At 36.1% G+C, this 24,993-nt stretch carries 26 protein-coding genes; all 26 read left to right on the forward strand.

Going from position 1 to position 24,993, the window contains the following annotated elements; all coding sequences use genetic code 11:
- The first annotated feature begins 2 nt into the window (after positions 1-2).
- Genes GZ212_RS01090 through GZ212_RS01215 form a run of 26 tightly spaced genes read left to right on the forward strand, consistent with a single transcriptional unit; the run spans position 3 to position 24,936 of the window.
- Positions 3-1,136, forward strand: a complete 1,134-nt coding sequence (locus tag GZ212_RS01090; RefSeq protein WP_053970634.1) for a beta-ketoacyl-ACP synthase III — start codon at positions 3-5, stop codon at positions 1,134-1,136.
- Positions 1,137-1,568: a hypothetical protein gene (locus GZ212_RS01095; RefSeq protein WP_166956488.1), complete on the forward strand. Its 432-nt coding sequence runs from the start codon at positions 1,137-1,139 to the stop codon at positions 1,566-1,568.
- Positions 1,561-2,010 (forward strand): ABC transporter permease, encoded by a 450-nt coding sequence (locus tag GZ212_RS01100; RefSeq protein ID WP_053970636.1) that lies wholly within the window; start codon positions 1,561-1,563, stop codon positions 2,008-2,010. Before GZ212_RS01095 ends, GZ212_RS01100 begins: the two co-directional genes overlap by 8 nt.
- Positions 2,011-2,016: 6 nt before the next feature.
- Positions 2,017-2,427, forward strand: coding sequence for a hypothetical protein (locus GZ212_RS01105; RefSeq protein ID WP_166956491.1), 411 nt, complete (start codon positions 2,017-2,019; stop codon positions 2,425-2,427).
- Complete coding sequence (locus GZ212_RS01110) at positions 2,417-3,412, forward strand: BtrH N-terminal domain-containing protein (protein ID WP_053970638.1); 996 nt, start codon at positions 2,417-2,419, stop codon at positions 3,410-3,412. The genes GZ212_RS01105 and GZ212_RS01110 overlap by 11 nt, the downstream gene beginning before the upstream one ends.
- A 5-nt stretch (positions 3,413-3,417) precedes the next feature.
- Positions 3,418-4,161, forward strand: coding sequence for an ABC transporter ATP-binding protein (locus tag GZ212_RS01115; protein WP_166956494.1), 744 nt, complete (start codon positions 3,418-3,420; stop codon positions 4,159-4,161).
- Positions 4,154-5,425, forward strand: a complete 1,272-nt coding sequence (locus GZ212_RS01120) for an ABC transporter permease (RefSeq protein ID WP_166956497.1) — start codon at positions 4,154-4,156, stop codon at positions 5,423-5,425. The genes GZ212_RS01115 and GZ212_RS01120 overlap by 8 nt, the downstream gene beginning before the upstream one ends.
- On the forward strand, positions 5,403-5,852 hold the full coding sequence (locus GZ212_RS01125; RefSeq protein WP_166956500.1) for a thioesterase family protein: 450 nt from the start codon (positions 5,403-5,405) through the stop codon (positions 5,850-5,852). The genes GZ212_RS01120 and GZ212_RS01125 overlap by 23 nt, the downstream gene beginning before the upstream one ends.
- Positions 5,845-6,993: a beta-ketoacyl synthase gene (locus tag GZ212_RS01130; RefSeq protein ID WP_166956503.1), complete on the forward strand. Its 1,149-nt coding sequence runs from the start codon at positions 5,845-5,847 to the stop codon at positions 6,991-6,993. The genes GZ212_RS01125 and GZ212_RS01130 overlap by 8 nt, the downstream gene beginning before the upstream one ends.
- Positions 6,990-8,054: a methyltransferase gene (locus GZ212_RS01135; protein ID WP_166956506.1), complete on the forward strand. Its 1,065-nt coding sequence runs from the start codon at positions 6,990-6,992 to the stop codon at positions 8,052-8,054. The genes GZ212_RS01130 and GZ212_RS01135 overlap by 4 nt, the downstream gene beginning before the upstream one ends.
- Complete coding sequence (locus tag GZ212_RS01140; protein ID WP_166956509.1) at positions 8,055-8,672, forward strand: 3-oxoacyl-ACP synthase; 618 nt, start codon at positions 8,055-8,057, stop codon at positions 8,670-8,672.
- Between the two features lie 2 nt (positions 8,673-8,674).
- On the forward strand, positions 8,675-8,932 hold the full coding sequence (locus GZ212_RS01145) for a phosphopantetheine-binding protein (RefSeq protein ID WP_053970645.1): 258 nt from the start codon (positions 8,675-8,677) through the stop codon (positions 8,930-8,932).
- A 7-nt stretch (positions 8,933-8,939) separates the two neighbouring features.
- Entirely contained in the window at positions 8,940-10,142 is a 1,203-nt protein-coding gene (locus tag GZ212_RS01150; RefSeq protein ID WP_166956512.1) for a beta-ketoacyl-[acyl-carrier-protein] synthase family protein, read from the forward strand.
- A gap of 2 nt (positions 10,143-10,144) precedes the next feature.
- Positions 10,145-11,206, forward strand: a complete 1,062-nt coding sequence (locus GZ212_RS01155) for a beta-ketoacyl synthase N-terminal-like domain-containing protein (RefSeq protein ID WP_166956515.1) — start codon at positions 10,145-10,147, stop codon at positions 11,204-11,206.
- Complete coding sequence (locus tag GZ212_RS01160) at positions 11,200-11,976, forward strand: polysaccharide deacetylase family protein (RefSeq protein WP_166956517.1); 777 nt, start codon at positions 11,200-11,202, stop codon at positions 11,974-11,976. Before GZ212_RS01155 ends, GZ212_RS01160 begins: the two co-directional genes overlap by 7 nt.
- A complete protein-coding gene (locus GZ212_RS01165) occupies positions 11,969-12,586 on the forward strand; it encodes an outer membrane lipoprotein carrier protein LolA (RefSeq protein WP_166956520.1) in 618 nt (205 codons plus the stop codon). The genes GZ212_RS01160 and GZ212_RS01165 overlap by 8 nt, the downstream gene beginning before the upstream one ends.
- A complete protein-coding gene (locus tag GZ212_RS01170; protein WP_240923694.1) occupies positions 12,564-13,172 on the forward strand; it encodes a hypothetical protein in 609 nt (202 codons plus the stop codon). The genes GZ212_RS01165 and GZ212_RS01170 overlap by 23 nt, the downstream gene beginning before the upstream one ends.
- 5 nt (positions 13,173-13,177) lie before the next feature.
- Positions 13,178-13,789 (forward strand): porin family protein, encoded by a 612-nt coding sequence (locus GZ212_RS01175; RefSeq protein ID WP_053970651.1) that lies wholly within the window; start codon positions 13,178-13,180, stop codon positions 13,787-13,789.
- Between the two features lie 4 nt (positions 13,790-13,793).
- Positions 13,794-14,159 carry a 3-hydroxyacyl-ACP dehydratase gene (locus tag GZ212_RS01180; protein ID WP_166956523.1) on the forward strand — a complete coding sequence of 122 codons (366 nt, stop codon included), beginning with the start codon at positions 13,794-13,796 and terminating at the stop codon, positions 14,157-14,159.
- Between the two features lies 1 nt (position 14,160).
- Positions 14,161-14,655: a hypothetical protein gene (locus tag GZ212_RS01185; RefSeq protein ID WP_053970653.1), complete on the forward strand. Its 495-nt coding sequence runs from the start codon at positions 14,161-14,163 to the stop codon at positions 14,653-14,655.
- Between the two features lie 19 nt (positions 14,656-14,674).
- Positions 14,675-15,871, forward strand: a complete 1,197-nt coding sequence (locus GZ212_RS01190) for a DUF2062 domain-containing protein (RefSeq protein ID WP_166956526.1) — start codon at positions 14,675-14,677, stop codon at positions 15,869-15,871.
- On the forward strand, positions 15,864-19,553 hold the full coding sequence (locus GZ212_RS01195) for a 1-acyl-sn-glycerol-3-phosphate acyltransferase (protein WP_166956529.1): 3,690 nt from the start codon (positions 15,864-15,866) through the stop codon (positions 19,551-19,553). The genes GZ212_RS01190 and GZ212_RS01195 overlap by 8 nt, the downstream gene beginning before the upstream one ends.
- Position 19,554: 1 nt before the next feature.
- Entirely contained in the window at positions 19,555-21,084 is a 1,530-nt protein-coding gene (locus tag GZ212_RS01200) for an NAD(P)/FAD-dependent oxidoreductase (RefSeq protein WP_166956532.1), read from the forward strand.
- A gap of 3 nt (positions 21,085-21,087) precedes the next feature.
- Positions 21,088-21,957 (forward strand): cupin-like domain-containing protein, encoded by an 870-nt coding sequence (locus GZ212_RS01205; protein WP_166956535.1) that lies wholly within the window; start codon positions 21,088-21,090, stop codon positions 21,955-21,957.
- A complete protein-coding gene (locus GZ212_RS01210) occupies positions 21,950-23,650 on the forward strand; it encodes a C45 family autoproteolytic acyltransferase/hydolase (RefSeq protein WP_370520423.1) in 1,701 nt (566 codons plus the stop codon). The genes GZ212_RS01205 and GZ212_RS01210 overlap by 8 nt, the downstream gene beginning before the upstream one ends.
- Positions 23,647-24,936 carry a phenylacetate--CoA ligase family protein gene (locus tag GZ212_RS01215; RefSeq protein WP_166956538.1) on the forward strand — a complete coding sequence of 430 codons (1,290 nt, stop codon included), beginning with the start codon at positions 23,647-23,649 and terminating at the stop codon, positions 24,934-24,936. The genes GZ212_RS01210 and GZ212_RS01215 overlap by 4 nt, the downstream gene beginning before the upstream one ends.
- Positions 24,937-24,993 lie beyond the last annotated feature (57 nt).

Genomic DNA, 24,993 nt, shown 5'->3' on the forward strand with positions numbered 1-24,993 from the left:
CAATGAAGGAAGTCTATATAACACGCATATCTAAATTTTTACCTAATCGCCCTATTTCTAACGATGAAATGGAAGACAAATTAGGTTTAATAAACGGCCAACACTCAAAGGGAAGACGTATTGTATTGCGTAACAATCAAATCAAAACGAGATATTACGCGATTGACGACAATGGGAACATTACCCATAACAATGCCCAATTGACTAAAGAGGCTGTAGAAAGATTGTGTGATGACAACTTCAAAACCACAGACATCGAATTGCTTTCCTGCGGTACGTCAAGCCCAGACCAAATTTTACCTTCACACGCAGCCATGGTACATGGCTTTCTGAAAAATGGTAATATTGAAATCAACTCTCCTTCAGGAGCGTGTTGTTCTGGCATGAACGCCATGAAATTTGGATACCTTTCGGTGAAATGTGGACAAACTCAAAATGCTGTTGTAACTGGATCTGAAAGAACGTCTTCTTGGATGAAATCCGATGTTTTTGAAGACGAACTCAAGCATTTAGAAAACCTAGAAGACAACCCCATATTAGCTTTCAACAAAGATTTTCTTCGCTGGATGTTATCAGATGGTGCTGGAGCCTTTTTATTGGAAAGCGAGCCCAAAGGGGATTGCCCTTTAAAAATTGAATGGATGGAGGGCACTTCATTTGCCCATGAGATTGAAGCATGTATGTATGCTGGCGGTGATAAATTGGAAGACGGCTTTTTAAAACCTTGGAGCGAGTACCCTTCTAACGAATGGAGCAAAAAATCGCTATTTGCTATGAAGCAAGATGTTAAGCTTCTTGGTAAATTTATTTTGAAGAAAGCGGTTGAAACCCTTCAAATGCTTTTTGAAAAACACCAAATGTCTTCATCAGAAATTGACTATTATTTACCTCATATCTCCTCTTACTATTTCAAAGAGCAACTTTATAAAGAGATGAAAGAAGGTGGTGTAGAAATTCCATGGGAAAACTGGTTCATGAATTTGGAACGTGTTGGAAACGTAGGTGCTGGTTCCATTTACATCATGCTTGAAGAATTAGTAGCTTCTGGAAAGTTGAAAAAAGGAGATAAAATACTCTTATCTGTTCCTGAAAGTGCCCGATTTGCATATTCTGTCGCATTAGTAACAGTGGTTTAGATGTCAAAACTCCCAATTACTGATATTTCAAATCTTATTCCGCAAAAATCACCTTTTGTGATGGTGAATTCTTTGGAACATTTCTCTGAAACAGAAGTTGTTTCCACCTTTACGATTACAGAAAACAACATTTTTGTTGAAAACGGTCAATTACAAGAACCTGGATTGGTGGAGAACATGGCCCAGACGGTGGCGCTTCATACTGGATATGCCTATTTTCTAAAAGGAGAAGATGCACCCACAGGATATATTGGATCCATAAAAAAAATAGCTGTAAAAAAACTTCCATCCATCAAAGAGACCATAACTACAAAAGTTAGTATTTTACACGAAATAATGGGAGTAACTATGGTTAACGTAACTGTATTAAACGTTGACCAAGAGGAAATTGCCTCAGGCGAAATGAAAACTGTTATTGCTGATAATGGATAAGATTCACAATCTTGATATCACCAAATTTCTACCGCATCGTGAACCTTTTTTAATGGTTGATCATGTACTTTCAATTGATGATCAACATGTATCGACCTCTTTTCATGTAACCGAAAATTGTCTTTTTACTGAAAATGGTTTTTTTAATGAAGTTGGGCTAGTAGAAAATGCTGCCCAGACTTGTTCTTCAATTGTCGGAAAAACCTATTTTGATGGCAACGATGCCAATGACATCAAACTCATTGGATATATTAGCGCAATTAAAAAAGTTTCCATTCTTTCTTTACCAAAAGTTAACTCTACTATAGTTACCAATGCCAAGTTAATTTCCCGTTTTGACACAGAAGAATTTAGCATCTGTACGTTACAATGTAAAATTGTCCAAGACCACAAAGAATTAGTATCTTGTGAATTGAATTTAGTGATTCAAGAATTAACATAGGAGCAAATGAAGAAGAATGAAGTACCTCAAGATAAAAGTAATTTAGAATCTGCCAATTTTAAAGAATTGTGCTATGCTGTGGATGAGAATGGGGAGTATACCACGGTAAATAGTAGTGGTTGGACCCCTAAAACCATCGCTCTTAATCAAGCCATTGAAGATATTAATGAACGTGTTGCAGCAGCCAAAAATAGGGTCTTGAATAACGATGTTAGCCCTATTGAGTACTACATGGAATACCATAAAATGGATTTAGGTATCTTATCCAGTTATGTTGGTATGTGGCAATGGCGCGTAAAACGTCATTTTAAACCTAATGTTTTTAAAAGGCTATCTACCAAAACTCTAAAAAAATATGCTGATGCTTTTGATGTGAGCATTGAGCAATTAAAAAATATCGAATTGCATGAAAATTGATTTTACGCACCATCAATCGGCACATTGTGAAAATGGTGTGGTATCCAATTTAATGAAGCACAATGGATTTGAAGTAAGTGAACCCATGGTTTTTGGAATTGGATCTGGATTGCTTTTCTGCTATGTTCCATTGTTGATGGTCAATCATGCACCTGCCATTACATATCGCGCGATGCCAGGATTTATTTTTAAGCGATTTGCCAATCGTGTGGGTATTAAAATTAAAAGAGAAAAATTTAAAGACCCAGCCAAGGCCAAGGCTCGATTGGATGAAAATCTTGAAAAAAATAATCCTGTTGGATTGCAAGTAGGTGTTTATAACCTACTTTATTTTCCAGATGAATATCGCTTTCATTTCAACGCCCACAATATGGTAGTTTATGGCAAGGAAGGAGACACATATCTTATTAGTGATCCCGTTATGGAAACGGTCACAACACTTACCGATAAACAATTGGAGAAAGTACGGTTTGCAAAAGGTGCTTTTGCACCTAAAGGACATATGTACTACCCTATTGCCTTCCCCAAGGAATTACACTTGGAAAAAGCCATCATAAAAGGCATCAAACAAACCTGTAAGGATATGTTGGCCCCTGTACCCATTGTAGGAGTCAAGGGCATTCGAATGATAGCCAAACTGATAAGAAAATGGCCCAAAAAGAAAGGGACCAAAGTGGCCAACCACTATTTGGGACAGGTCGTAAGAATGCAGGAAGAGATTGGAACTGGCGGCGGTGGCTTTAGATACATCTTTGCAGCTTTTTTACAAGAATCCAGTAAAATTTTGGGCAACCAAAAACTTTCCGAACTTTCAAAAGAAATGACTAGCATCGGTGATGCTTGGAGGGATTTCGCACTGGAGGCTTCCCGCATATATAAAAATAGAAGTCCGAAAACAGATGCCTACAATCAAGTGGCCGATATGTTGGACGTCATAGCAGATAGGGAAGAACAATTCTTTAAGAAATTAAGAAAAGCTATCTAGTAGTTATGATTCAAATTGACCAGGTATCAAAAAAATATAAGGACGCCGATTATTATTCGGTATCCAATTTGAGCCTGCACGTCAATGAAAAGGAAATTTTTGGTCTATTGGGACCAAATGGCGCTGGAAAAACAACTCTCATTTCTATTTTGTGCTCCTTGATTAAACCCACTTCTGGGACTTTCAAAATTGATGGATTGGATTATCAACGTGATAAAAACCGATTAAAACAACTCATAGGTATTGTTCCGCAAGAATACGCCTTATACCCTGCTCTAACAGCCTTTGAAAACTTGCAGTACTTTGGAAGTATGTATGGTTTGAAGGGAAAGGATTTATCCAACAAAATTAATGTTGCCTTAGAGCGATTGGGTTTGCTCCCCTTTGCACATAAAAAAATACGAACGTTTTCAGGAGGAATGAAACGCCGAGTCAACCTGATTGCCAGCATTCTTCATCATCCTAAAGTATTATTTCTTGATGAACCCACCGTTGGTGTGGATGTCCAATCCAAGAATGCGATTATTCAATTTTTACAAGAACTGAATCAAAATGGGACCACTATCATTTACACCTCCCATCATTTAAATGAGGCCGAAAATTTTTGTACTGAAGTGGCTATCATTGACCACGGAAAAATTATTATCCAAGGAAAACCAAAAGACCTTATTTCTAACCATGAAGGAACTCACAATCTGGAAGATGTCTTTTTAAGCTTAACAGGTAAAGCACTTAGGGATCATGCGTAAATTATGGGCATCTGCATATAAAGAATTTTTGTTGCTTACCAGAGACATTGGGGGTATTGCTATCTTATTTATCATGCCTTTGGTACTAATTGTAACCATTACATTAATTCAGGATAGCTCTTTCAAAACCATCGAAAATATTGACATTCCCATTTTGGTAGTTGACAACGACCAAGGTGATGTTTCTAAAACAATATTGGATGGCCTAAAAGAATCCGACGCATTTGAAATCCATTCCAAAACCTCTGAAGATGAAGCCAAGGATTTGGTTTTTAAGGGAAAATATCAAATGGCTATTGTCATTCCAAAAGAGCTTTCTGAGGAACTACAGGCCCAAGTAGATCAAAATGTGGAAGGGATCATGGCTAAATTTTCTATGGATTCTGATAGCACAGATACCACTCCCAAAAAACAGATTGCAATAAAAGAAGTTCGTCTTTATTTTGATCCTGCCACTCAAATTACCTTTAAGACATCGGTGAAGAACGGGATTGACAAGATGATCTCTAAAATTGAAACCGAATCCATTTATAAAGCTTTTCAAGAACAAATATCAAATGACCCTGAAGAAGTCATTTTTGATACAAAAAGCTTAATTAGCTTTAAAGAAGTTCTCCCAGAAAAAGACGAAAAAGAAATGATTCCTAATTCGGTGCAACATAATGTTCCGGCTTGGTCTCTATTTGCCATTTTTTTCATCATTGTACCTTTATCCATCAATTTGGTAAAGGAAAAAAATCAAGGAACGTTCGTTAGACTCCGAACCAATCCTGTGTCTTATGCTACCGTATTGGGAGGAAAAACATTGGTTTATTTATTGGTTTGCCTGATTCAGTTCATGCTTATGTTGATGATTGGGGTGTTTCTTTTCCCAAAAATAGGTTTACCAACCTTGGATGTATCTGGACGTATACCACTATTGTTTGTCGTGGCATTGTTTGCTGGGTTAGGAGCCATAGGTCTGGGGCTTTTATTAGGAACCATTGCTAAGACCCAAGAACAATCAGCGCCATTTGGAGCTACCTTTGTGGTAATTTTGGCAGCTTTGGGAGGTGTATGGGTTCCAGTGTTTGTAATGCCTAAATTTATGCAGACACTATCTCATATTTCCCCTATGAATTGGGGGCTTAATGCTTTTTATGATGTTTTCTTGCGTAATGCTTCATTTTTGGATATTTTACCTGAAATTTTCACCTTACTTATCTTTTTTTTGGTGACAACTTTAATTGCTATTGTTTATAATGAAAGAAAAAATGCCGTCTAAACCTATCATTTCACATACCAGTAAAGTACGTATCCGATTTGTAGAGACCGATCCATTGGGAATTGTTTGGCATGGAAACTATATTCAATACTTTGAAGATGGAAGGGAAGATTTTGGAAGACATCACGGTATTTCCTACTTAGATCAAAAAAAATATGGCTTTGCCACTCCGATCATAAAATCAAGTACCGATCATAAAAGACCGTTACGCTATGGTGATATTGCGACCATAAAAACCATTTTTATAGATAGTCCGGCAGCCAAAATGGTATTTCGTTATGAAGTATTTAATCAAGATGATGAGCTTGTTTGTACTGGAGAAACCGTTCAAGTTTTTGTAGACCAAATTGGGGAAGGAGAGCTTTGGCTCACGCCTCCAGATTTTTTTATTGCATGGAAGAAAAGTGTAGGATTGCTAGATGAATAAGGTATTTCTTTCATATAACAATATTATTTCTTCTTTGGGATTTTCAAGTGAAGTCGTTGTTGAACAAATTCAAAAGGAAGTTTCTGGTTTATCTTTAATTAAAGACAAAACTTATCTTCCACAACCTTTTTATTCGTCACTGATAGATAACAACCTTTTAAATGAGGCCTTTGAATCTTTGGGGAACCCACAAGACTATACCAAATTAGAAAGAATGATGATTCTTTCTCTAAAGGACGTTATCACCCAATCAAATCTATCTATAAACGATCGTGTTGGATTGATTGTCTCAACTACAAAAGGAAATGTAGATGCCCTTGATGCAGACAATTCATTTCCTGAAGAAAGAGCCTATTTGAGCTCTTTGGCAAATTCCATTTCAAATTTCTTTGGAATAACTAGGACTCCCATCGTTATTTCCAACGCATGCGTTTCAGGGATTTTAGCGTTGGCTACTGCCAAAAGGTACATCCAACAAGGCATGTATGACCATATATTGGTAGTTGGTGGTGATTTGGTTACCGAATTTATTTTGTCAGGTTTTAATTCCTTTCAAGCCCTTAGTGACGAACTTTGCAAACCTTATGATAAAGATCGCAAAGGAATCAATATCGGAGAAGTAACCGCTAGCGCATTGGTTACAAATAACATAGAATTATTATCAGAAGATGCTGTTGCGATTATAGGAGAAGCTTCCTGCAACGATGCCAATCATATTTCAGGACCTTCCCGAACGGGTGAAGGTCTATTCAGAAGCATTCAGTCGGCCTTGGAACAGTCACAAATTTCGGCCAAAGACATCGATTTTATTTCTGCCCATGGAACGGCGACCCTATATAATGATGAAATGGAAGCCATTGCCTTTAACAGATCTGGATTGGAAAACGTACCAACCCATAGTCTTAAAGGTTATTTCGGACATACCCTTGGTGCTTCTGGTTTGCTTGAAGCCATTGTTGGGGTTCATTCATTAAAAAATGATACACTTTATAAATCTTTAGGTTTTGATACCCTTGGTGTTTCAAAACCCATTAATCTTATAACTTCTACACAAAAAACACCGTTACGAACCATGCTTAAAACAGCCTCAGGTTTTGGAGGTTGCAATACAGCTGTTGTTTTCAAAAAACATGCACTATGACAAAAACCGCCGTAAAAGCTTTAGATGCCTTAAATGAAGCCCATAAAATTGCTTTGGCTCCATTCTTATTTCAATCTGTCGTCTGCCTAAGAAATTTGGGAGTTTTTGATGAAATATTCAAGCATCGTAAAAAAGGAGGCGCTAAAATGGCCGAGATAGCTGAAACTTTATCTTTAAGTGAGTATGGATTGGGTGTGCTTTTGGAAATGGCAGAAAGTTCAGATATTGTGGAAAAAAATGAATTAGGCCATTTTGAATTGACAAAAACGGGTTATTTCCTCGCCTATCATCCAACGGTCAATGTTAATGTGAATTTCACTCAAGATGTATGCTATAAAGGGCTGTTTCATTTAGAAGATGCGATAAAAAATGGGCAACCTGAAGGGTTAAAAGAATTGGGGTCTTGGCCTACCATTTATGAAGGCCTATCTAAGCTTCCTTCTGATGTTCAAAAATCTTGGTTTGAGTTTGACCATCATTACAGTGATGATATTTTTAGATTGGCGCTTCAGCAGGTTCTTAAAAACAAACCCAGAAAAATCTTTGATATAGGAGCCAATACTGGCAAGTTCTCAATAGCATGTTGTGAAGAAGATGAACAGGTTGAAGTAACAATGATTGATTTACCAGGTCAACTTGAAATGGCTCTCAAAAACGCTCAAGAAAAGGGATTTGAAGAGCGTATAACAGGGTATGAAATAGATTGGTTAAAGGATAATCCTAAAATACCTACAGGAGCTGACACCATTTGGCTCTGCCAATTTTTAGACTGCTTTTCAAAGGAAGAAATTTTAAAAATTCTATCCACTTGTGTGGCTTCTATGGATGATCATACTCAATTGGTGATTGTGGAAACCTATACAGACAGACAACGTTTTGACAGCTCCAAGTATGTGTTAGAAGCCACCTCGCTTTACTTTACGGTGATGGCCAACGGCAATAGTAAAATGTACAAGTCAACAGACATTTTGGAATTAGCTGAGCAAGCTGGATTGGAGATCTATAAAGATTTACCTTTAGGAGAATATCACACCATGTATATTTGCAAGAAATCCTCTTAAATGACAAAAGGGAGCTTAGCCATATCATCATATGTCCAGATTAAGGACAATCAAATTAAACTTAACGGGGAAAATTTATTTTCTCAAGACGGCCCCTTTTCAGAATTTATAAAATTGGGGTACAAACAATGTGGTGTTGCCTATCCTAAGTTTTTTAAAATGGATGATTTAAGCAAATTGGCATTGGTTGCGGCAGACATCCTTTTAAAACATGAAGGTGTCCAACCCGAGAATGAAGAAAATATTGCTCTTATTTTTTCAAACAAGGCCTCTAGTTTAAATACCGATAGAAGCCACCAAGAATCTATTCAAAATAAAGACAATTACTACCCAAGTCCGGCTGTATTTGTCTATACTTTACCCAATATTTGTTTGGGTGAGATCAGCATTAAATATAAACTCTATTCTGAAAATAGTTTTTTTATCTTTGACAACTTTAATGCTGAACATCTGTATCATTACAGTCAAAGTTTAATACAATCCAAACAAGCAGAAAAAGTTTTGTGTGGTTGGGTTGATGTTGATAATGACACTTATGAAGCATTTTTATATTTGGTTTCCAAAAATGGAAGCCACGAACACACAATAAACGAGATTAACAAATTATACAAGAAATAACTATGGACGCATTAAAACAAGAATTGAAGGAGAACATTATTGAGCAGTTGAATTTAGAGGATATGTCTCCAGCAGATATCGCAGATGATGATATGCTTTTTGGCGATGGTTTAGGATTGGATTCCATAGACGCTTTGGAATTGATTGTCATGTTAGACAAAAATTATGGTATCAAATTAACTGATCCAAAAGAAGGGCGTTCCATCTTTGAGTCCATTAATACTATGGCCACTTATATTTCAGAACACAGAACCAAGTAATTCATTTATGGGGAAAGGTGTTGCTATTACTGGGATGGGAATTATTTCTGCCATTGGAAACAATGTGGAAGAAAATTTTCAGTCCTTAATCGATAAAAAAAAGGGCATTGGAAGAGTCAAAAAAATCCAAACAAACCATGTCAATGACATTATGGTAGGAGAAATTGATTTCACCAATGATGTTTTTATTGAACAATTGCAATTACCCGCTACTAATAATTATTCGAGAACCGCTTTACTAGGTGTCATAGCCGCGAAAGAGGCTATTAAAAATGCTGGAATTTCTGATATAACTCAGTACAAAACTGGTTTGGTTTCAGCCACCAGTGTTGGTGGTATGGATATGACTGAAAGGTATTTTTATGAGTATTTAGAGAATCCTGAAGTCCAGAAATATATTGATGGTCATCATGCGGGAGATTCTACTCAAAAAATAGCAGAACAACTTGGTATAGATGGCAGTTTGGTTACTACTATTAGTACGGCGTGTTCTTCTGCTGCAAACGCCATAATGTTGGGTGCCCGTTTAATTAAAACAGGCCGTTTGGATCGCGTTGTGGTGGGCGGGTCTGATTGTTTATCAAAATTTACCATCAACGGATTCAAAACGTTGATGATTCTTTCAGACACCTACAATACACCTTTTGACGAAAATCGTAAAGGCTTGAATTTAGGGGAGGCTGCTGCGTTTTTGGTATTGGAATCTGACGAAGTTGTTCAAGCCGAAAACAAAACCGTCCTTGCCTATGTAAAAGGTTATGGGAATGCCAATGACGCATTTCACCAAACCGCCTCTTCAGACGATGGAGATGGTGCTACCCTAGCCATGGAACAAGCCCTTAAAATAGCGGGTCTACATCCTGAAGATATTGACTACATAAATGCACACGGGACAGCTACTGGCAACAATGATCTTTCAGAAGGAAGAGCCATACTAAGGGTTTTTGGAGATCGTGTACCCGATTTTAGTTCTACCAAAGCATATACCGGACATACCCTAGCTGCTGCTGGAGGAATTGAAGCAGTATATTCTGTTTTGGCATTACAAAATAATGTGATTTATCCCAATCTCAATTTTGAAACACCCATGAAGGAGTTTGACATTACTCCCGAATTGAGCATTAAACAAAAAGAAATCAAGACAGTACTTTCCAATTCTTTAGGATTTGGAGGGAATTGTTCTACCGTTATATTTTCAAAAGAACCATAATCATGAAGCAAGTATATGTAAATAGTGTTGGTTCTATTTCTACCCAAAAGACCTTTGACGGCAGTTTTTTGGAAGATGTTATTGATCATGAAGATCATGTAATCCATGCCTTGGATCCTGTTTATAAGGATTACATCCCACCGGCTGCAGCCAGAAGAATGGCGAAAGGTATCAAAATGGGAATTGTGGCTTCCAAAATAGCCCTTACCGAGGCTGGTATCCATAATGTGGATGCCATTATTACAGGAACAGGAATGGGATGTGTAAGAGATTCTGAGAAATTTGTTAGTGCTATTATTGACAATGACGAACAGTTTTTAACGCCCACACCATTCATTCAATCGACACACAATACCGTTGGCGGTCAAATAGCTTTAGAAATTCAATGTAAAGGTTACAACTTCACTTATGTACATGCTGCCATTTCATTTGAATCAGCTTTGTTAGATGCTTTGATGCAAATTCAAGAGGAGGAAGCTAATCATATCCTTATAGGAGGAGTTGATGAATTAGGAGATCATACCGTAAAAATACATCAGATTATCAAGCATATCAAAGCTGAAAAAGTAAAATCTTCCCAACTATTAGCTTCTAAAACATCGGGTGCTGTATTTGGTGAAGGTGCTAATTTTTTTGTGCTCTCCAGTGAAAAAGGTGAAACTTCGTATGCTGAAGTTCTCGACACTAAAACATTTAATACCTTAGAAAAAGATCAGCTGCAATCAGAGTTAAATATCTTTCTAAAGGCGAACAACATGGAAGCCAAAGATATTGATTTACTAGTTTTAGGAAACAATGGGGATGTTGATTTTGATGATTACTACAATGCACTTGCCCAAGATCTATTCACCCAAACACAACAAGTTTATTTCAAACATTTAAGTGGGGAGTTTAACACCGTATCTTCCTTTGGGTTTTGGCTAGCGTCAAACATTTTAAAACATCAGTCGGTTCCTGAAGTCATAAAATTAAATCATACTCAGACAGTTCAATTTGACAACGTCTTATTGTATAATCAGTATCGTGGGGAAAATCATAGTTTCACTTTACTTAAAAAATGCTAACTTTTAAAACAGTTAATATCATCACTGTTTTATTACTTATAATATTACTTCTTGGTTATGTTTTAAATTGGAATCCATTTTGGTTAATCTTCCCAATAATTACCATTTGGCTTATTCTAACAGCATTGGGATCGGGTTTAATAGGCTGGAATTATCATTTTAAATCTGTTAATTCCAATCCAAATACTCAAAAACACCAAGTTGCTATTACATTTGATGATGGCCCAAACCCAGAATTTACGCCACAGGTGTTAGCTCTTTTAAAAAGCTTTCATGCAAAAGCCACTTTTTTTTGTATTGGAAAAAATATAGATCAGCATCCAGACCTTTTCAAGACAATAATTGAAGACGGTCACACGATAGGAAATCACACCTACTCCCATTCCAATACCTTTGGTTTTTTTGGATTTACCAAGGTATTAACAGAACTTCAAGAGACCAATCAGTCTATTAAAAAACATGGAGGACTGCATTGCAAATTATACCGACCTGCATTTGGTGTAACTAACCCAAACATTAAAAAGGCTATAAAAGCATTGGGATTGACTTCCATAGGATGGAATCAACGTTCTTTTGATACTACCAATTTGAGTGATGTAACCATTCTGAAGCGCATAACCAAAGACCTAAAAAAAGGTGACATTATTTTACTTCATGACAGCAGCGCAAAAACCCTTCGTGTTTTGGAACAGTTATTGTTATTTTTACAACAACAAAATTTGGAATCTGTCACTATAGACTCCTTATGTCAATTGGAAGCTTATGCGTAACCTATACTTTCTTTTCTTTTTCATGATGTTTTCGGTTTATGGCCAAACCATAATGAATAGCTCACAAGCTCAAGCATTAAGAAATTTGGTTAAAGAACAAGCTGAAACCACCAAAACAATAAAGAGTGATTTTATTCAATACAAACATTTAGATTTTTTATCAAATGATATAATTACAAAAGGAGAACTGCACTTTAAGTCACCAAATTTGGTGAAATGGGCCTATACTGAACCTTTTGAATACTCAGTTATTTTTAAGAATGAAACCTTATTTGTAGATGATGAAGGTAAAAAAAGTCAAGTTGATTTAGGGTCAAATAAAATGTTTAAACAATTAAATCAATTGATCATTAAAAGTGTCAAAGGAGATATGTTTGATGAGCAAGAATTTAATATTGCTTATTATGCGTTGCCTAACGGTAGCGAAGTTCATTTCTCTCCCCAGGATTCCAAACTTCTAGAATACATTAGCAGTTTTCAAATAATTTTCAGTGCCAAAGGGGATGTAGAACAAGTCAAAATGTTAGAGCCCTCTGGGGACTATACCAAAATAGAATTTAAACAAAGGACTCTTAATTCAAGATTGGATGATGCGATTTTTAATCCTTAGTTTATGCCTGCTCACATTAGCATGTGGTTCTTATCCAAAAAAAGCTGACCTTACACCAACCGATCTTCAGGTTAATACAGTTTCTAATTCCTACTTTTCAGATCTTACTAAAGACTATGTCTATAAAGCTCAAATTGAAGTTTACGGCAAATCTTTTGGTGGCTTATTTATTATAAAAAAAATAGGAGAAAACCATCACCGCGTAGCCTTCACAACAGAAATGGGAAACAAGTTATTTGACTTTTCATTTAACGGTGATAACTTCAAGGTGAATTACATCATGGATGATTTAAATAAGAAAATGTTTATAAACATCCTAAAAGAAGATTTTTCAGCTTTAATAAAAGAACAGCTGACTGTAACCGGTTCCTATCAAAAAGGAAATTATACGGTTTATAAAACTCATATTTTAAACCAACCCTACTTTTATTTCATTCAAAACGAAGGATTGGAAAAAATTATAAAAACCAAAGGAGGAAAAGAAAAAACCTCCTTTCTGTTTCAAGAAATAAATGATAATATTGCAGACCAAATTACAATCAAGCATCAATCTATCAAACTGATTATTCAGTTAAAATCTATTTAAACCCTATGAAAAAAAACCTATTTATTTTAGCCCTTACTTTGGTCTCATTTACTTCTTTTTCCCAGGTCTCATTTCGACCAGGAGTAAGAATCGGGGCGAATTATTCAAGTATTTCAAACACAAGAACAGATTCCAAAATGGGATTGAATGCGGCCATTTTTGGAGCCCTAAAACTGACCGAATTCTATACCTTACAGCCTGAAATAGTATACAGCAACCAAGGTGCCGAAAGAAATTTTATAGGCGGTATCGAGGATAACTACGACATTCATTATGTATCTGTTGCAGTAGCAAATAAATTTTTCCCAGTTAAAGGATTAGGATTACATCTCATTGCTGGACCAAGTTTAGATTTTAACTTTGATGACAATTGGATTAATCTCATAAATGATGATAGTGATAGTGACATCACCCCATTTGATTTTTCCTTGTTTGCTGGTATAGGTTATGAATTCCCGTTTGGACTAGCAATTGAAGCTAGATACAAACAAGGATTTATTGATCTGGATTTTTGGGATGATAGCTATTATGATTCAAATGGATATTACCATAATGAAGAAAACAATCAACTTAATTCAGTCATTCAATTAGGGGTGGCTTATAAGTTCAACTTTTAAACTCATGCTAATCAAAGACTTTTATACCCTAAATGATTTGAGCGTAGTTGAAAACTCAGCTAATGCCCATATCACTATCAATAAAAACCATGAGGTGTTTAAGGGGCATTTCCCTGGAAATCCTGTGACTCCAGGTGTTTGTATGATGCAAATCATTAAAGAACTTACCGAACAAATTGTTGGTAAATCTCTTTTTATGGAATCTTCAAGTAATGTGAAGTTTATGGCCATCATCAATCCTGAAAAAACTCCAGATTTGGAATTAACCTTGGATATCGTTGAAGAAGACCAGCACTATAAGGTAAAAAACACGACGAAGTTTGGAGAAACTGTGGCATTAAAACTTAGCATGGGATTCAAAACCATTTAAAATGAAATTTCTATACCTTATCATAACTTTATTTGCCTTTACAAATCAATCTTTAGATTTGAAAGAGGTTAGAGATATGTATAGAGATGCTGCACACGACAAATCCAAGGTAGAAGCATTTTATGTTGCCTTGTCTCCAGTAAAAAAGGAAGATGCAGTTACACTGGTAGCCTACAAAGGAGCTTCCATAGCATTAAAAGCTAGAGGTGCTAAAACCATTAAGGAAAAAAAGGAAGGATTTGTAGAAGGAGCCACTCTCTTGGAATATGCCATACAAAAGGAGCCCAATGCTATCGAACCCCGTTTTATAAGATTAGGGATTCAAGAAAACACACCCAAATTATTGGGTTACAAAGAGGACATAGATAAAGACAAGTTGTTTTTATTGAAACAATATTCAAGTATTTCTTCCATCAACTTGAAAAATCACATTAAAGATTATATCTTACAATCAACTCTTTTTACTCCTGAAGAAAAAGATTTGGTGCGTAATTAAGAACTAAGATTTGTAGCGGGTGAATTCAAATCAAATCACAAAAAAAATAGATCAGTTAAAAGTTTGTGTTGTTATTCCAACTTATAATAACGAACGCACTTTAAAACGTGTTATAGATGGCGTTTTAAACTATACAGAGCAAATCATTATAATCAATGATGGATCTACAGATTCCACTCCATCGTTGTTATCTGACTACCCCAATCTTACGGTTATTCATTTTGAAAAAAACCAAGGTAAAGGGATGGCATTAAGAAAAGGTTTTGAAGTGGCTTTGGAACAAGGTTATGAATTTGCCATTACAATTGATTCTGACGGACAACATTTCCCAAGTGATATTCCCCTTTTCATTAATGAATTGGAACTTAGCAAGAATCGGGATTTATTATTAATTGGTGCCCGTAATATGAGACAAGAGGGGGTTCCCTCAAAAAGTAGTTTTGGAAACAACTTTTCTAACTTTTGGTTTTGGTTCGAGACTGGCATCAAACTTGAAGACACCCAATCTGGATATCGCATGTATCCACTGCACATCATTAAAAATCTAAAGTTTTTTACTACCAAATTTGAGTTTGAAATTGAAGTCATTGTTAAGTCGGCATGGAAAGACGTCGAAGTCAAAAACATTCCCATTCAAATACTTTATGATCATTCTGAAAGAGTATCACACTTTCGTCCATTTAAAGACTTTACTAGAATTAGTATTCTGAATACCTGGCTGGTATTTTTGACTTTATTTTTTATCAAACCTAGAAATATTTTTAGGAGTCTTAAAAAAAAAGGGGTTAAACGATTTTTTGTTGAAGATTTTTTAGGCAGTTATGATTCTCCCAGAAAAAAGGCATTATCTATTGCCCTAGGGGTTTTTATAGGGTTATCTCCATTTTGGGGATTCCATACCGTTATTGTTATTTTTCTAGCCATTTTTTTCAACTTAAACAAAGCTATCGCCTTTGCATTTTCAAATGTGAGTTTGCCACCATTCATACCCTTTATTTTGTATGCCAGTTCCAAGGTGGGACAATGGGTTTTAAATGTTAATTACCCCTTCACTTTGGATGACCTTGTTAACAATTTTGAAATTGTCAAACATTTAGAAACTTATATCGTCGGAAGCTTTACATTAGCCGCTTTCTCTGCCCTAATTTTGGGTATTTTGGCCTATTTCTTCTTCACTGTTTTTGAAAAAAGGAAAATGGTTTTAAATAATGGCTAAAATCTTCTTCAACATATACCAACAAATCAAAAAAAGGAAGACTCTTAGTTTCGTTGGGATGCTCTTTGCTATTTTAGGTTTGTTCTATGTGTCATTTAATATCCAATTTGAAGAAGACATTACTAAACTAATACCTGTCAATGACAAAAATGAAAATGCGGGAAAAATTTTCAAAACAGTCGATTTTGCTGATAAAATCATTGTCAATATTTCTAAATCGGAATCAGGAACCTTAAATGACCTATCCAAGTATGCCTCACAATTCTTAGACAGTTTATATGCAAAGACTCCTTCATATGTAGCTTCTGTTCAAGGGAAAGTCGAAGACGAGGAAGTTTTAAATACCCTAAATTTTGTTTATGACAATCTTCCTTTATTCTTAGATGGACAAGATTATGAGACCATCAAACAAAAACTAAATCTTGACAGCATTGAACGTATAACTGAAGCTAACTACAAAACGTTGGTTTCTCCATCGGGATTCGTTACCAAAAAACAAATTGTAAAGGATCCTTTGGGACTTGGTTTAATAGGATTAAAAAAACTTCAAAGTCTATCTTTTGGAGACAAAATTAGTCTTCACGATGGCTTTTTGGTAAGTGAGGATAAAAACCATATTTTACTTTTTATATCCCCCACTTTCCCTTCTAGTGAAACAGGTGAAAATGCCAAGTTTGCTGATCTTTTGTATCAAATAAACAAGCAACTAAATGCAGAATTTAAAGGAAAGGCAAGTTGCGAATATTTTGGAGGCGCCTTGGTAGCCGTCGAAAATGCCAAACAAATTAAACATGATATACAGTTTACGGTAGGTATTGCCATGACCGTTTTGCTGTTGATCTTGATACTCTTTTACAAAAAGCTTTTGCTCCCTATCATACTTTTTGTTCCCACTCTTTTTGGCGGATTGCTCGCCCTGACACTTCTGTTTTTTATTAGAGAAAAAATATCAGCCGTTTCCTTAGGAATAGGCTCTGTGCTTCTGGGAGTAACCCTGGATTATTCCTTACATGTGCTTACCCACATCAGAGCCAGCAACAACATGAAAGCCTTGTTTGAGGAAATCACCAAACCTATTTTAATGAGCAGCCTAACTACAGCACTGGCTTTTTTATGTTTGTTGTTTTTAGAATCCCAAGCATTACAGGATTTGGGGATATTTGCCGCCACTAGCGTTATTGGCGCTTCCTTCTTTGCTTTGGTTTTCATCCCACAAGCCTATAAAGATTCTATAAAACTAACTGATAGGAAAAGTTTAATTGACCGCTTTGCTGAAATTCCATTTCACAAGAAAAAGGTCATGTTTGTGATTTTAGGAGGACTCATACTTATAAGTCTATTCAAGTTCCATCATGTCTCTTTCAATAAAGATATTACCAAGTTAAATTATGAGCCCCCAAAGTTAATGGAAGCTCAAAACCGCTTGGAACAGATCACAAATATTGGATCAAAATCAGTTTATGTAGCAGCATTTAACACAGAACTGCAAAAAGCACTGCAAACGAATGATTCCGTTTACTCAACGCTTAAAAAAATGGAATCCAACAAGGAAATCACTGATTTCAGTTCCATTGGAGGTTTAGTCAAGTCGATGAAAATCCAAAATGAACGCATTGCTGAATGGCAATCATTTTGGGATGAATCCACCAAAAATGACTTGAAAAAGAATCTCATTTTAAGTGGAGAGAAGTTTGGCTTTAAGCCCAAAACACATGAAGATTTTTATAGTCTATTGGACAAGGAATTCAATTCACTTTCGGTAGAAAGTTACCAAGCCATTGACGCCATCCAAATTGAAGACTACGTGTCTACCAAAGACGGTTTTTCTACCGTCACATCTTTGGTGAAACTTGACTCAAATGAAGTCAAAAACATCCATGAAAAGTTTGATTCCAATCCACATATATTTTTGATTGATCGACAAGGGATGAATGAGACATTCTTAGGGAATTTGAAAAATGACTTTAACGATTTGGTTCTTTATTCTCTATTGGCCGTACTGTTCATATTATTGGCCTTTTATAGAAGCTTTTCCTTAACATTAGTTACCAGTATACCCATTGGTTTAACTTGGTTCTTCACCATTGGTTTAATGGGGCTCTTTGGGATAGAGTTTAATATTTTTAACATCATCATATCCACATTTATTTTCGGATTGGGTATAGACTACAGCATTTTTATTACCAATGGCTTGTTGCACGAATACCGAACTGGAGAAGTGGTTTTACCGACCCACAAAACCTCAATCATCCTGTCGGTAATCACTACCATTCTTGGAGTTGGGGTGATGATTTTTGCCAAACATCCGGCACTATATACCATTTCCCTTGTGTCCATAATTGGCATTTTATCAGCCATGGTCAATGCGTTTACAGTGCAACCCTTGTTATTTCAACTTTTTATTGGAAGCAATAAAAAGCGACCCATCAGTTTTAGATACTTGGTTTTTGCCATTATTTCATTCTCTTATTATGGTTTGGGAACTGTAATAATTCCGATAATTGGAACCTTATTTGTAAAAATACTTCCCATAAGCCGAAAAAAAAGCATGCCGTGGTTTCATAAATTGGCTTCCAACTTTATGACTTCGGTATTATACTCCAATCCTTTTGTCAAGAAAAAAGTTATTAATGAGGTAGGTGAAACATTTGAAAAACCTGCCATAATTATTTCAAACCACACGTCTTTCTTAGACACACTTGCCTTAGAAATGCTTTACCCAAAAATCATTTTTTTGGTCAACGATTGGGTATACAAGTCTCCCATTTTTGGATATGCCATGAAATTTACAGGTTACTACCCTGTAAGTGAAGGAATTGACAAAGGGATGGATCATTTAAAAGAAAAAATAGAACAAGGCTATTCCATAGTGGTTTTCCCTGAAGGCACCAGATCTTACACGCACAAGATGAAACGCTTTCACAAAGGCGCTTTTCATTTGGCAGAAGAGTTTCAATTGGATATCCTTCCAGTTCTAATCCATGGAAATTCTGAGGTAATCCCTAAAGGTAGTTTTGTCATCAGGGACGGCAGTATTACCTTAAAAGTATTGGAACGTATTTCACCTCAGGACCCTTCTTTTGGCACAACAACCCGAGAAAAAACGAAACAAATAAGCGCTCATTTTAAAAACGAATTTTTCAATTTCAGAAGAGAAATTGAAGACGGTCGTTATTTTCATCGCGTACTTTTGGAGGAATATCGTTATAAAGGTGATACACTTTACCAAACAGTAAAAAAAGATATTTTCAATAATGAAGATACGTACCACCAAATTCTTGATGAACTGACTGAATATACACAAGTTGCTCATTTATCTAAAGATTTTGGCGCTTTTGATTTCTTAATGGCTCTGGATAAACCAGAGAGGAAAATCAGTGTTTTCATTGAAAATTTAGACATAAGAACTATTTTAAAAAATAGTTTCTTAACCAATAGTCCTCATTACAATCTACATTTTAATGAAACAATTTCTTCAACAATCCATGATCAGCTTGAAGTAGTCGTCATAGACGCTGCCTTTAATTTTGATATTTTAACTTTAAATTCCCTGCCAAAACTTAAAAAAGTTGTGCTGATTAAAGATGGTATATCCCTAAAAAACAAACTTTTGGAAAATTACCAACTAACCCCCACGATTGAAAACGAAAAACTTATTATCTTAAAGCTTCAAAAAAAATAATATGCAAAACCATTACGATGTTGTCATTGTAGGAAGTGGCCTGGGAGGTTTGGTCTCAGCCATTATTCTTGCTAAAGAAGGCTATAGCGTATGTGTTTTAGAAAAAAACCAGCAATTTGGAGGAAACCTTCAAACCTTCACCAGAAATAAAACCATATTTGATACAGGTGTCCATTATTTAGGAGGACTTAGTGAAGGGCAAAATCTTTTTAAATATTTTAATTATCTAGGAATAGCACATGACCTCAACCTAAAAAAGATGGATGAGTTGGCCTATGATAGGATTACTTTTGGGAATGACCCACAATGGTACCCTCATGCCCAAGGCTATGCCAAGTTTGAAGAGGAACTTATTAAGAAATTCCCGACCGAGTCTGAAGCCATAATGGCTTATTCCAAAAAAATGAAAGAAACTTGTTCCAAGTTTCCTCTTTATTCTCTACAGAAAGGATCTCCTTATGATTTGAGTGTGTTTCAAGAGTCTACTTGGGAAGTCGTGAATGCGCTCACTCAAAATAAAAAGTTACAAGCGGTTTTAATGGGGTCTAACTACCTTTATGCCGGTTTGAAATCCACACCTTTTTATGTTCATGCCCTCTCAGTCAATTCCTATATTGAAAGTTCATATAGATGTATTAATGGAGGCAGTCAAATCACCAAATTATTGATAAGAAAACTGAAGAGTTTGGGGGGTGTTGCCTTAAAACATCAAGAGGTTGTAAAAATGGATCTCAAGAATGATAAAATATCAAAGGTTTCCTGTTTAAATGGCACCGAATTTACCGCTAATTGGGTTATTTCAAATATCGAGCCTCAAACAACATTAAACATGTTTGGTGAAAGTCCGTTGAAAAAACCATACATCAATAGGATCAAAAACATTAAAAAAACCGTAGCGGCTTTTAGTCTCTATATTGTATTTAAACCCGATACCTTCAAATATTTCAATCACAATATTTACCATTTCAAAACTCCAGAAAAAGTATGGACCTCTCAAGACTACGACATCCAAAATTGGCCTGAAAGTTATATGGTATCCTTAGGAGTGAAAAAAAACATGGATGACTATGCCGAAAACATGACAATCATGTCCTACATGAGATATGAAGAGGTGCTTCCTTGGGCCCATACGTTTCATACGGTTAAATACAAAAACGAACGGGGTCAAACCTATGAGGAATTCAAAGCTGAAAAAACAGAACAAATCCTGTTGGAATTGGAAAAACAATTTCCAGCCATACGCTCTTGTATTTTAGAGACCTACACTTCTACCCCTTTATCTTACAGAGATTACATAGGAAGCCTTGGAGGGTCTATGTACGGCTTTCTAAAAGATGCCGAAAAACCTATGCAAGCTATCCTTTCGCCTAAAACCAAAATAGACAATCTCTTGTTTACAGGACAAAGTCTCAACATGCATGGAATTCTTGGAGTAACAATAGGAGCCGTCTTAACCTGTTCAGAAATATTAGGAAAAGCCTATTTGGTAGATGCCATCAATGAAGCAAATCAAACTCAAGAAATAACCTAACCTATGGAAAGGATTCAAACCAAACCAATTGAGAGAGTAAAAGACATTTCAAAAGAAGCGTTTATTGAAAGGTACTATAAACCTCAAAAACCTGTTTTAATTGAAGGTTTGACAAAAGAATGGCCGGCCTACAAAAAATGGAATTTGGATTATATTCAAAGTCTATCTGGAGATCAAGAAGTGCCTCTTTACAATAATGAACCCACCAAAGGAAAACAATATTCGGCTGAACCCGTTATGAAAATGAAACTCTATGATTACATAGAGATTTTAAAGACGAAACCCACTGACCTGAGGATTTTTTTCTATAACATTCTAGATAACATGCCAAAACTGATTTCGGATTTTGAATACCCCGATATCGGTCTAAAATTTTTCAAAAGATTGCCTGCTATGTTCTTCGGAAGTGAAGGTTCAAAAGTACTTCCGCATTATGATATGGATTTATCCGATTTGGTTCATTTTCATTTTCATGGAAAAAAAAGTGTTATGCTATTTGCTCCAGATCAAACTCAATACCTTTATAGAATTCCCTTTTCGGTACACAATTTAGAAGAAATAGATTTAGACAATCCCGATTTTGAAACCTACCCTGCCTTAAAGAAATTACAAGGTTATGAAGTAGTCATGAATCATGGTGATGCTTTGTATATGCCCAGTGGTTATTGGCATTATATTAAATATCTCAATGGTGGTTTTTCCATGACTCTTAGAGCTTTCACCAAGAAACCAAAGACCTTTGCTAAAATGTTATATAATGTTTTTTTTATGCGGCATTTTGAAAACGGTATGCGTAAATTGTGTGGTCAGAAATGGATTGATTATAAAAACGAAATCACCATCAAAAACACCCATAAGAATCTCAGTGAATAACGCCCAAACTTCTATCATAAAATCCTTGGCTCCTTCTTGGCTTATTATTGGTCTTTTGGTTATCAATCTTTGGTCTTGTGGTGTTTCTAAGTCCATTAAAGATGCTCCAGAGGTAAGTAATTACAATCATAACATTCCCGAAAGAACCCAAATCAATGATTCCACCTTTGTGCTTAATTCAAGCCATCTTACCAAAAACGAACAAGGGCAATGGGAACTTATGGTTTCTGGCGATCCTCTCGAAATCGGAATGAAAACGGGACTTTTGACCCAGGAACTCTTTGTGAAACAAGAAGCTGCCTTTTTGGGAAAGGTGGAGGACATGGTCCCATCGAAATTCAAACAGAAACTACTTAGAAAAATATTAGCCTGGTACAACCGAAAAATGTACCTACACATTCCTGAAGAATACAAATCAGAAATCTACGGGTTATCAAAATATGCTGGTGATAAATACGACTATGTTGCCGATGATTATCTTCGCATTCTTTACTTTCATGGCGCCCATGATATTGGACATGCTTTTCAAGATTTGGCTTTGGTCGGTTGTTCTTCCTTTGCCGCCTGGGGAAACAAAACAGAAGATGGCAGCTTGATTGTTGCCAGAAACTTTGATTTCTATGCTGGTGATGACTTTTCAAAAAATAAAATCATCGCTTTTGTTGAACCCCAAGATGGTTACGCTTTTATGTCTGTTACTTGGCCGGGAATGATAGGTGTTGTTTCAGGAATGAATACCCAAGGACTTACAGTAACCATCAATGCTGGCAAATCAAAAATACCTTGGGCTGCAAAAACGCCTATTTCCTTGGTGACAAGAGAAATTTTGCAGTATGCATCAAATATTGAAGAAGCAATCGCCATAGCCAAGAAACGTCAGGTATTTGTTTCAGAATCTATTTTTGTGGGTAGTGCAAATGATAAGAGGGCTGTAACCATCGAGGTGTCTCCAAAGAACTTTGGTGTTTATGAAGTTACGAACTCCAATGAATTGATTTGCTCCAACCACTTCCAGAGTGATGCTTACAAAGATGATGAAAGAAATTTAAAGCATATAGCCGAAAGTCATTCCCAATACCGCTATGAGCGTATAGAGGAACTGCTGAACCAAACTGAAAAACTTACTCCTAAGAAAGCCATTGACATTTTGAGGAATAAAGAAGGTCTTCATGACGAGGCTATAGGTTATGGGAACGAAAAAGCCTTAAATCAATTACTAGCCCATCACGGTATTGTTTTCAAACCAGAGCAGGGATTGGTCTGGGTTTCTTCCAATCCTTACCAGTTAGGAGCATTTGTAGCCTATGACTTGAATAAAATTTTTGACAGTTCCATCAACGCTTCACCCGAAATCTCATTACAGGAAACACGGTTAACCATTGAAAAAGATCCTTTCCTTTATACCGAGGCTTATAAAAATTATGAAACTTATCGTATTGATAGTCGGAAGATAGTTCAAGCTATAGAGGAAGACACCTCCTTGGAAACAGCATTTCTAAACCATTTTAAAGCGCTAAACCCAAACTTCTGGCAAGTTCATTATTTAGTTGGTAAATATTACTACGAAAAAAGAGAATACAATGAGGCTTTGCTTAATTTTGAAAAAGCACTGACCAAAGAAATTACTACGATACCGAGTAAACAAGAGGTCGAAACTTATATTAAAAAAACACATCGGAAATTAGACGAATGATTCCTGAAATAGAAAAAGCATCCGTACAAAATATAAAGGCTTTCCAAGAAGCCAAACTGCAAGAATTATTATCGTATTTAAAGGAACATTCCACCTTTTACCAACGGCTGTTTGCAGGTCAAAATATTGATATAGAGCAAATCAAAACTTTAGAAGATTTGGTTCAAATTCCAGTGACCACCAAGGATGACCTTCAAAGATATAATGACGACTTTCTTTGTGTACCCAAAAACAAAATCATTGATTATGTAACGACCTCTGGCACTTTAGGGGATCCGGTAACTTTTGCTCTAACAGATAAAGACCTTGATCGTTTGGCCTATAATGAGGCTATTTCATTTGCCTGTGCTGGTGTGACTGGCGAAGATGTACTACAACTGATGACCACCATAGACCGCCGATTTATGGCAGGATTAGCCTATTTTCTGGGTGTAAGAAAATTGGGAGCAGGTATCATTAGAGTTGGTGCTGGTATACCAGAACTGCAATGGGATTCTATTCTAAAATTCCGACCAACCTATTTAATTGTTGTTCCTTCTTTCCTTCTTAAATTGATAGAATATGCGAAGTCGCATGATATTAATTTAGAAGAATCTGGTGTTAAAGGTGCTATCTGCATTGGTGAATCCTTGAGGAATCAAGATTTCACCTTAAATACTTTAGCTGAAAAAATCACCTCTCAGTGGGACATTCAATTATTCTCTACCTATGCGTCGACAGAGATGAATACCGCCTTTACCGAATGTGAATTTCAAAAAGGGGGACATCATCATCCGGAATTAATTATAGCTGAAATACTCGATGAACACAACCTCCCCGTACCTTCTGGAAAAGTGGGCGAATTGACCATTACCACCTTGGGTGTTGAGGGTATGCCTCTATTAAGATTTAAAACGGGAGATATGGTTACAGCCCATGAAGAACCCTGTGAGTGTGGTCGTCATACCATGAGATTGGGGCCTGTGGTGGGGAGAAAGAAGCAAATGATTAAATACAAAGGAACTACCTTATACCCTCCTGCCATGGAGAATATATTGAATGATTTTAATGAGGTAGAATGTTATGTTATAGAAATTTATCATAATAATATTGGTACTGATGAAATCTGTATAAAAATTGCGAGCCATAATAAATCAGATAAATTCATGCACAATATCAAGGATCATTTCAGAGCCAAACTAAGGGTTACTCCTAAAATAGAATTCCATGACAAAAAGGAAATTGAAACCATACGCTTTCCTTCCATGAGCCGAAAGCCCATTCTTGTAATAGACAAAAGAAAATAGCATGCCTTTTTAGTCTGGGTATAGGAGCTGCTGGTACAAATTTTCAATTATTTGATT

The sequence above is a fragment of the Mangrovimonas sp. CR14 genome, from assembly GCF_011764015.1.
Classification (GTDB): Bacteria; Bacteroidota; Bacteroidia; order Flavobacteriales; family Flavobacteriaceae; genus Mangrovimonas; species Mangrovimonas futianensis.

What these genes read in the sequence shown, in the direction of transcription:
- GZ212_RS01145 (WP_053970645.1), top strand. Translation starts at nt 8,675, where the DNA reads ATGGACGCATTAAAACAAGAATTGAAGGAGAACATTATTGAGCAGTTG.
- GZ212_RS01160 (WP_166956517.1), top strand. Translation starts at nt 11,200, where the DNA reads ATGCTAACTTTTAAAACAGTTAATATCATCACTGTTTTATTACTTATA.
- GZ212_RS01100 (WP_053970636.1), top strand. Translation starts at nt 1,561, where the DNA reads ATGGATAAGATTCACAATCTTGATATCACCAAATTTCTACCGCATCGT.
- GZ212_RS01140 (WP_166956509.1), top strand. Translation starts at nt 8,055, where the DNA reads ATGACAAAAGGGAGCTTAGCCATATCATCATATGTCCAGATTAAGGAC.
- GZ212_RS01125 (WP_166956500.1), top strand. Translation starts at nt 5,403, where the DNA reads ATGAAAGAAAAAATGCCGTCTAAACCTATCATTTCACATACCAGTAAA.
- GZ212_RS01195 (WP_166956529.1), top strand. Translation starts at nt 15,864, where the DNA reads ATGGCTAAAATCTTCTTCAACATATACCAACAAATCAAAAAAAGGAAG.
- GZ212_RS01090 (WP_053970634.1), top strand. Translation starts at nt 3, where the DNA reads ATGAAGGAAGTCTATATAACACGCATATCTAAATTTTTACCTAATCGC.
- GZ212_RS01150 (WP_166956512.1), top strand. Translation starts at nt 8,940, where the DNA reads ATGGGGAAAGGTGTTGCTATTACTGGGATGGGAATTATTTCTGCCATT.
- GZ212_RS01175 (WP_053970651.1), top strand. Translation starts at nt 13,178, where the DNA reads ATGAAAAAAAACCTATTTATTTTAGCCCTTACTTTGGTCTCATTTACT.
- GZ212_RS01170 (WP_240923694.1), top strand. Translation starts at nt 12,564, where the DNA reads ATGATGCGATTTTTAATCCTTAGTTTATGCCTGCTCACATTAGCATGT.
- GZ212_RS01180 (WP_166956523.1), top strand. Translation starts at nt 13,794, where the DNA reads ATGCTAATCAAAGACTTTTATACCCTAAATGATTTGAGCGTAGTTGAA.
- GZ212_RS01105 (WP_166956491.1), top strand. Translation starts at nt 2,017, where the DNA reads ATGAAGAAGAATGAAGTACCTCAAGATAAAAGTAATTTAGAATCTGCC.
- GZ212_RS01095 (WP_166956488.1), top strand. Translation starts at nt 1,137, where the DNA reads ATGTCAAAACTCCCAATTACTGATATTTCAAATCTTATTCCGCAAAAA.
- GZ212_RS01110 (WP_053970638.1), top strand. Translation starts at nt 2,417, where the DNA reads ATGAAAATTGATTTTACGCACCATCAATCGGCACATTGTGAAAATGGT.
- GZ212_RS01135 (WP_166956506.1), top strand. Translation starts at nt 6,990, where the DNA reads ATGACAAAAACCGCCGTAAAAGCTTTAGATGCCTTAAATGAAGCCCAT.
- GZ212_RS01155 (WP_166956515.1), top strand. Translation starts at nt 10,145, where the DNA reads ATGAAGCAAGTATATGTAAATAGTGTTGGTTCTATTTCTACCCAAAAG.
- GZ212_RS01115 (WP_166956494.1), top strand. Translation starts at nt 3,418, where the DNA reads ATGATTCAAATTGACCAGGTATCAAAAAAATATAAGGACGCCGATTAT.
- GZ212_RS01215 (WP_166956538.1), top strand. Translation starts at nt 23,647, where the DNA reads ATGATTCCTGAAATAGAAAAAGCATCCGTACAAAATATAAAGGCTTTC.
- GZ212_RS01120 (WP_166956497.1), top strand. Translation starts at nt 4,154, where the DNA reads ATGCGTAAATTATGGGCATCTGCATATAAAGAATTTTTGTTGCTTACC.
- GZ212_RS01165 (WP_166956520.1), top strand. Translation starts at nt 11,969, where the DNA reads ATGCGTAACCTATACTTTCTTTTCTTTTTCATGATGTTTTCGGTTTAT.
- GZ212_RS01205 (WP_166956535.1), top strand. Translation starts at nt 21,088, where the DNA reads ATGGAAAGGATTCAAACCAAACCAATTGAGAGAGTAAAAGACATTTCA.
- GZ212_RS01130 (WP_166956503.1), top strand. Translation starts at nt 5,845, where the DNA reads ATGAATAAGGTATTTCTTTCATATAACAATATTATTTCTTCTTTGGGA.
- GZ212_RS01200 (WP_166956532.1), top strand. Translation starts at nt 19,555, where the DNA reads ATGCAAAACCATTACGATGTTGTCATTGTAGGAAGTGGCCTGGGAGGT.
- GZ212_RS01185 (WP_053970653.1), top strand. Translation starts at nt 14,161, where the DNA reads ATGAAATTTCTATACCTTATCATAACTTTATTTGCCTTTACAAATCAA.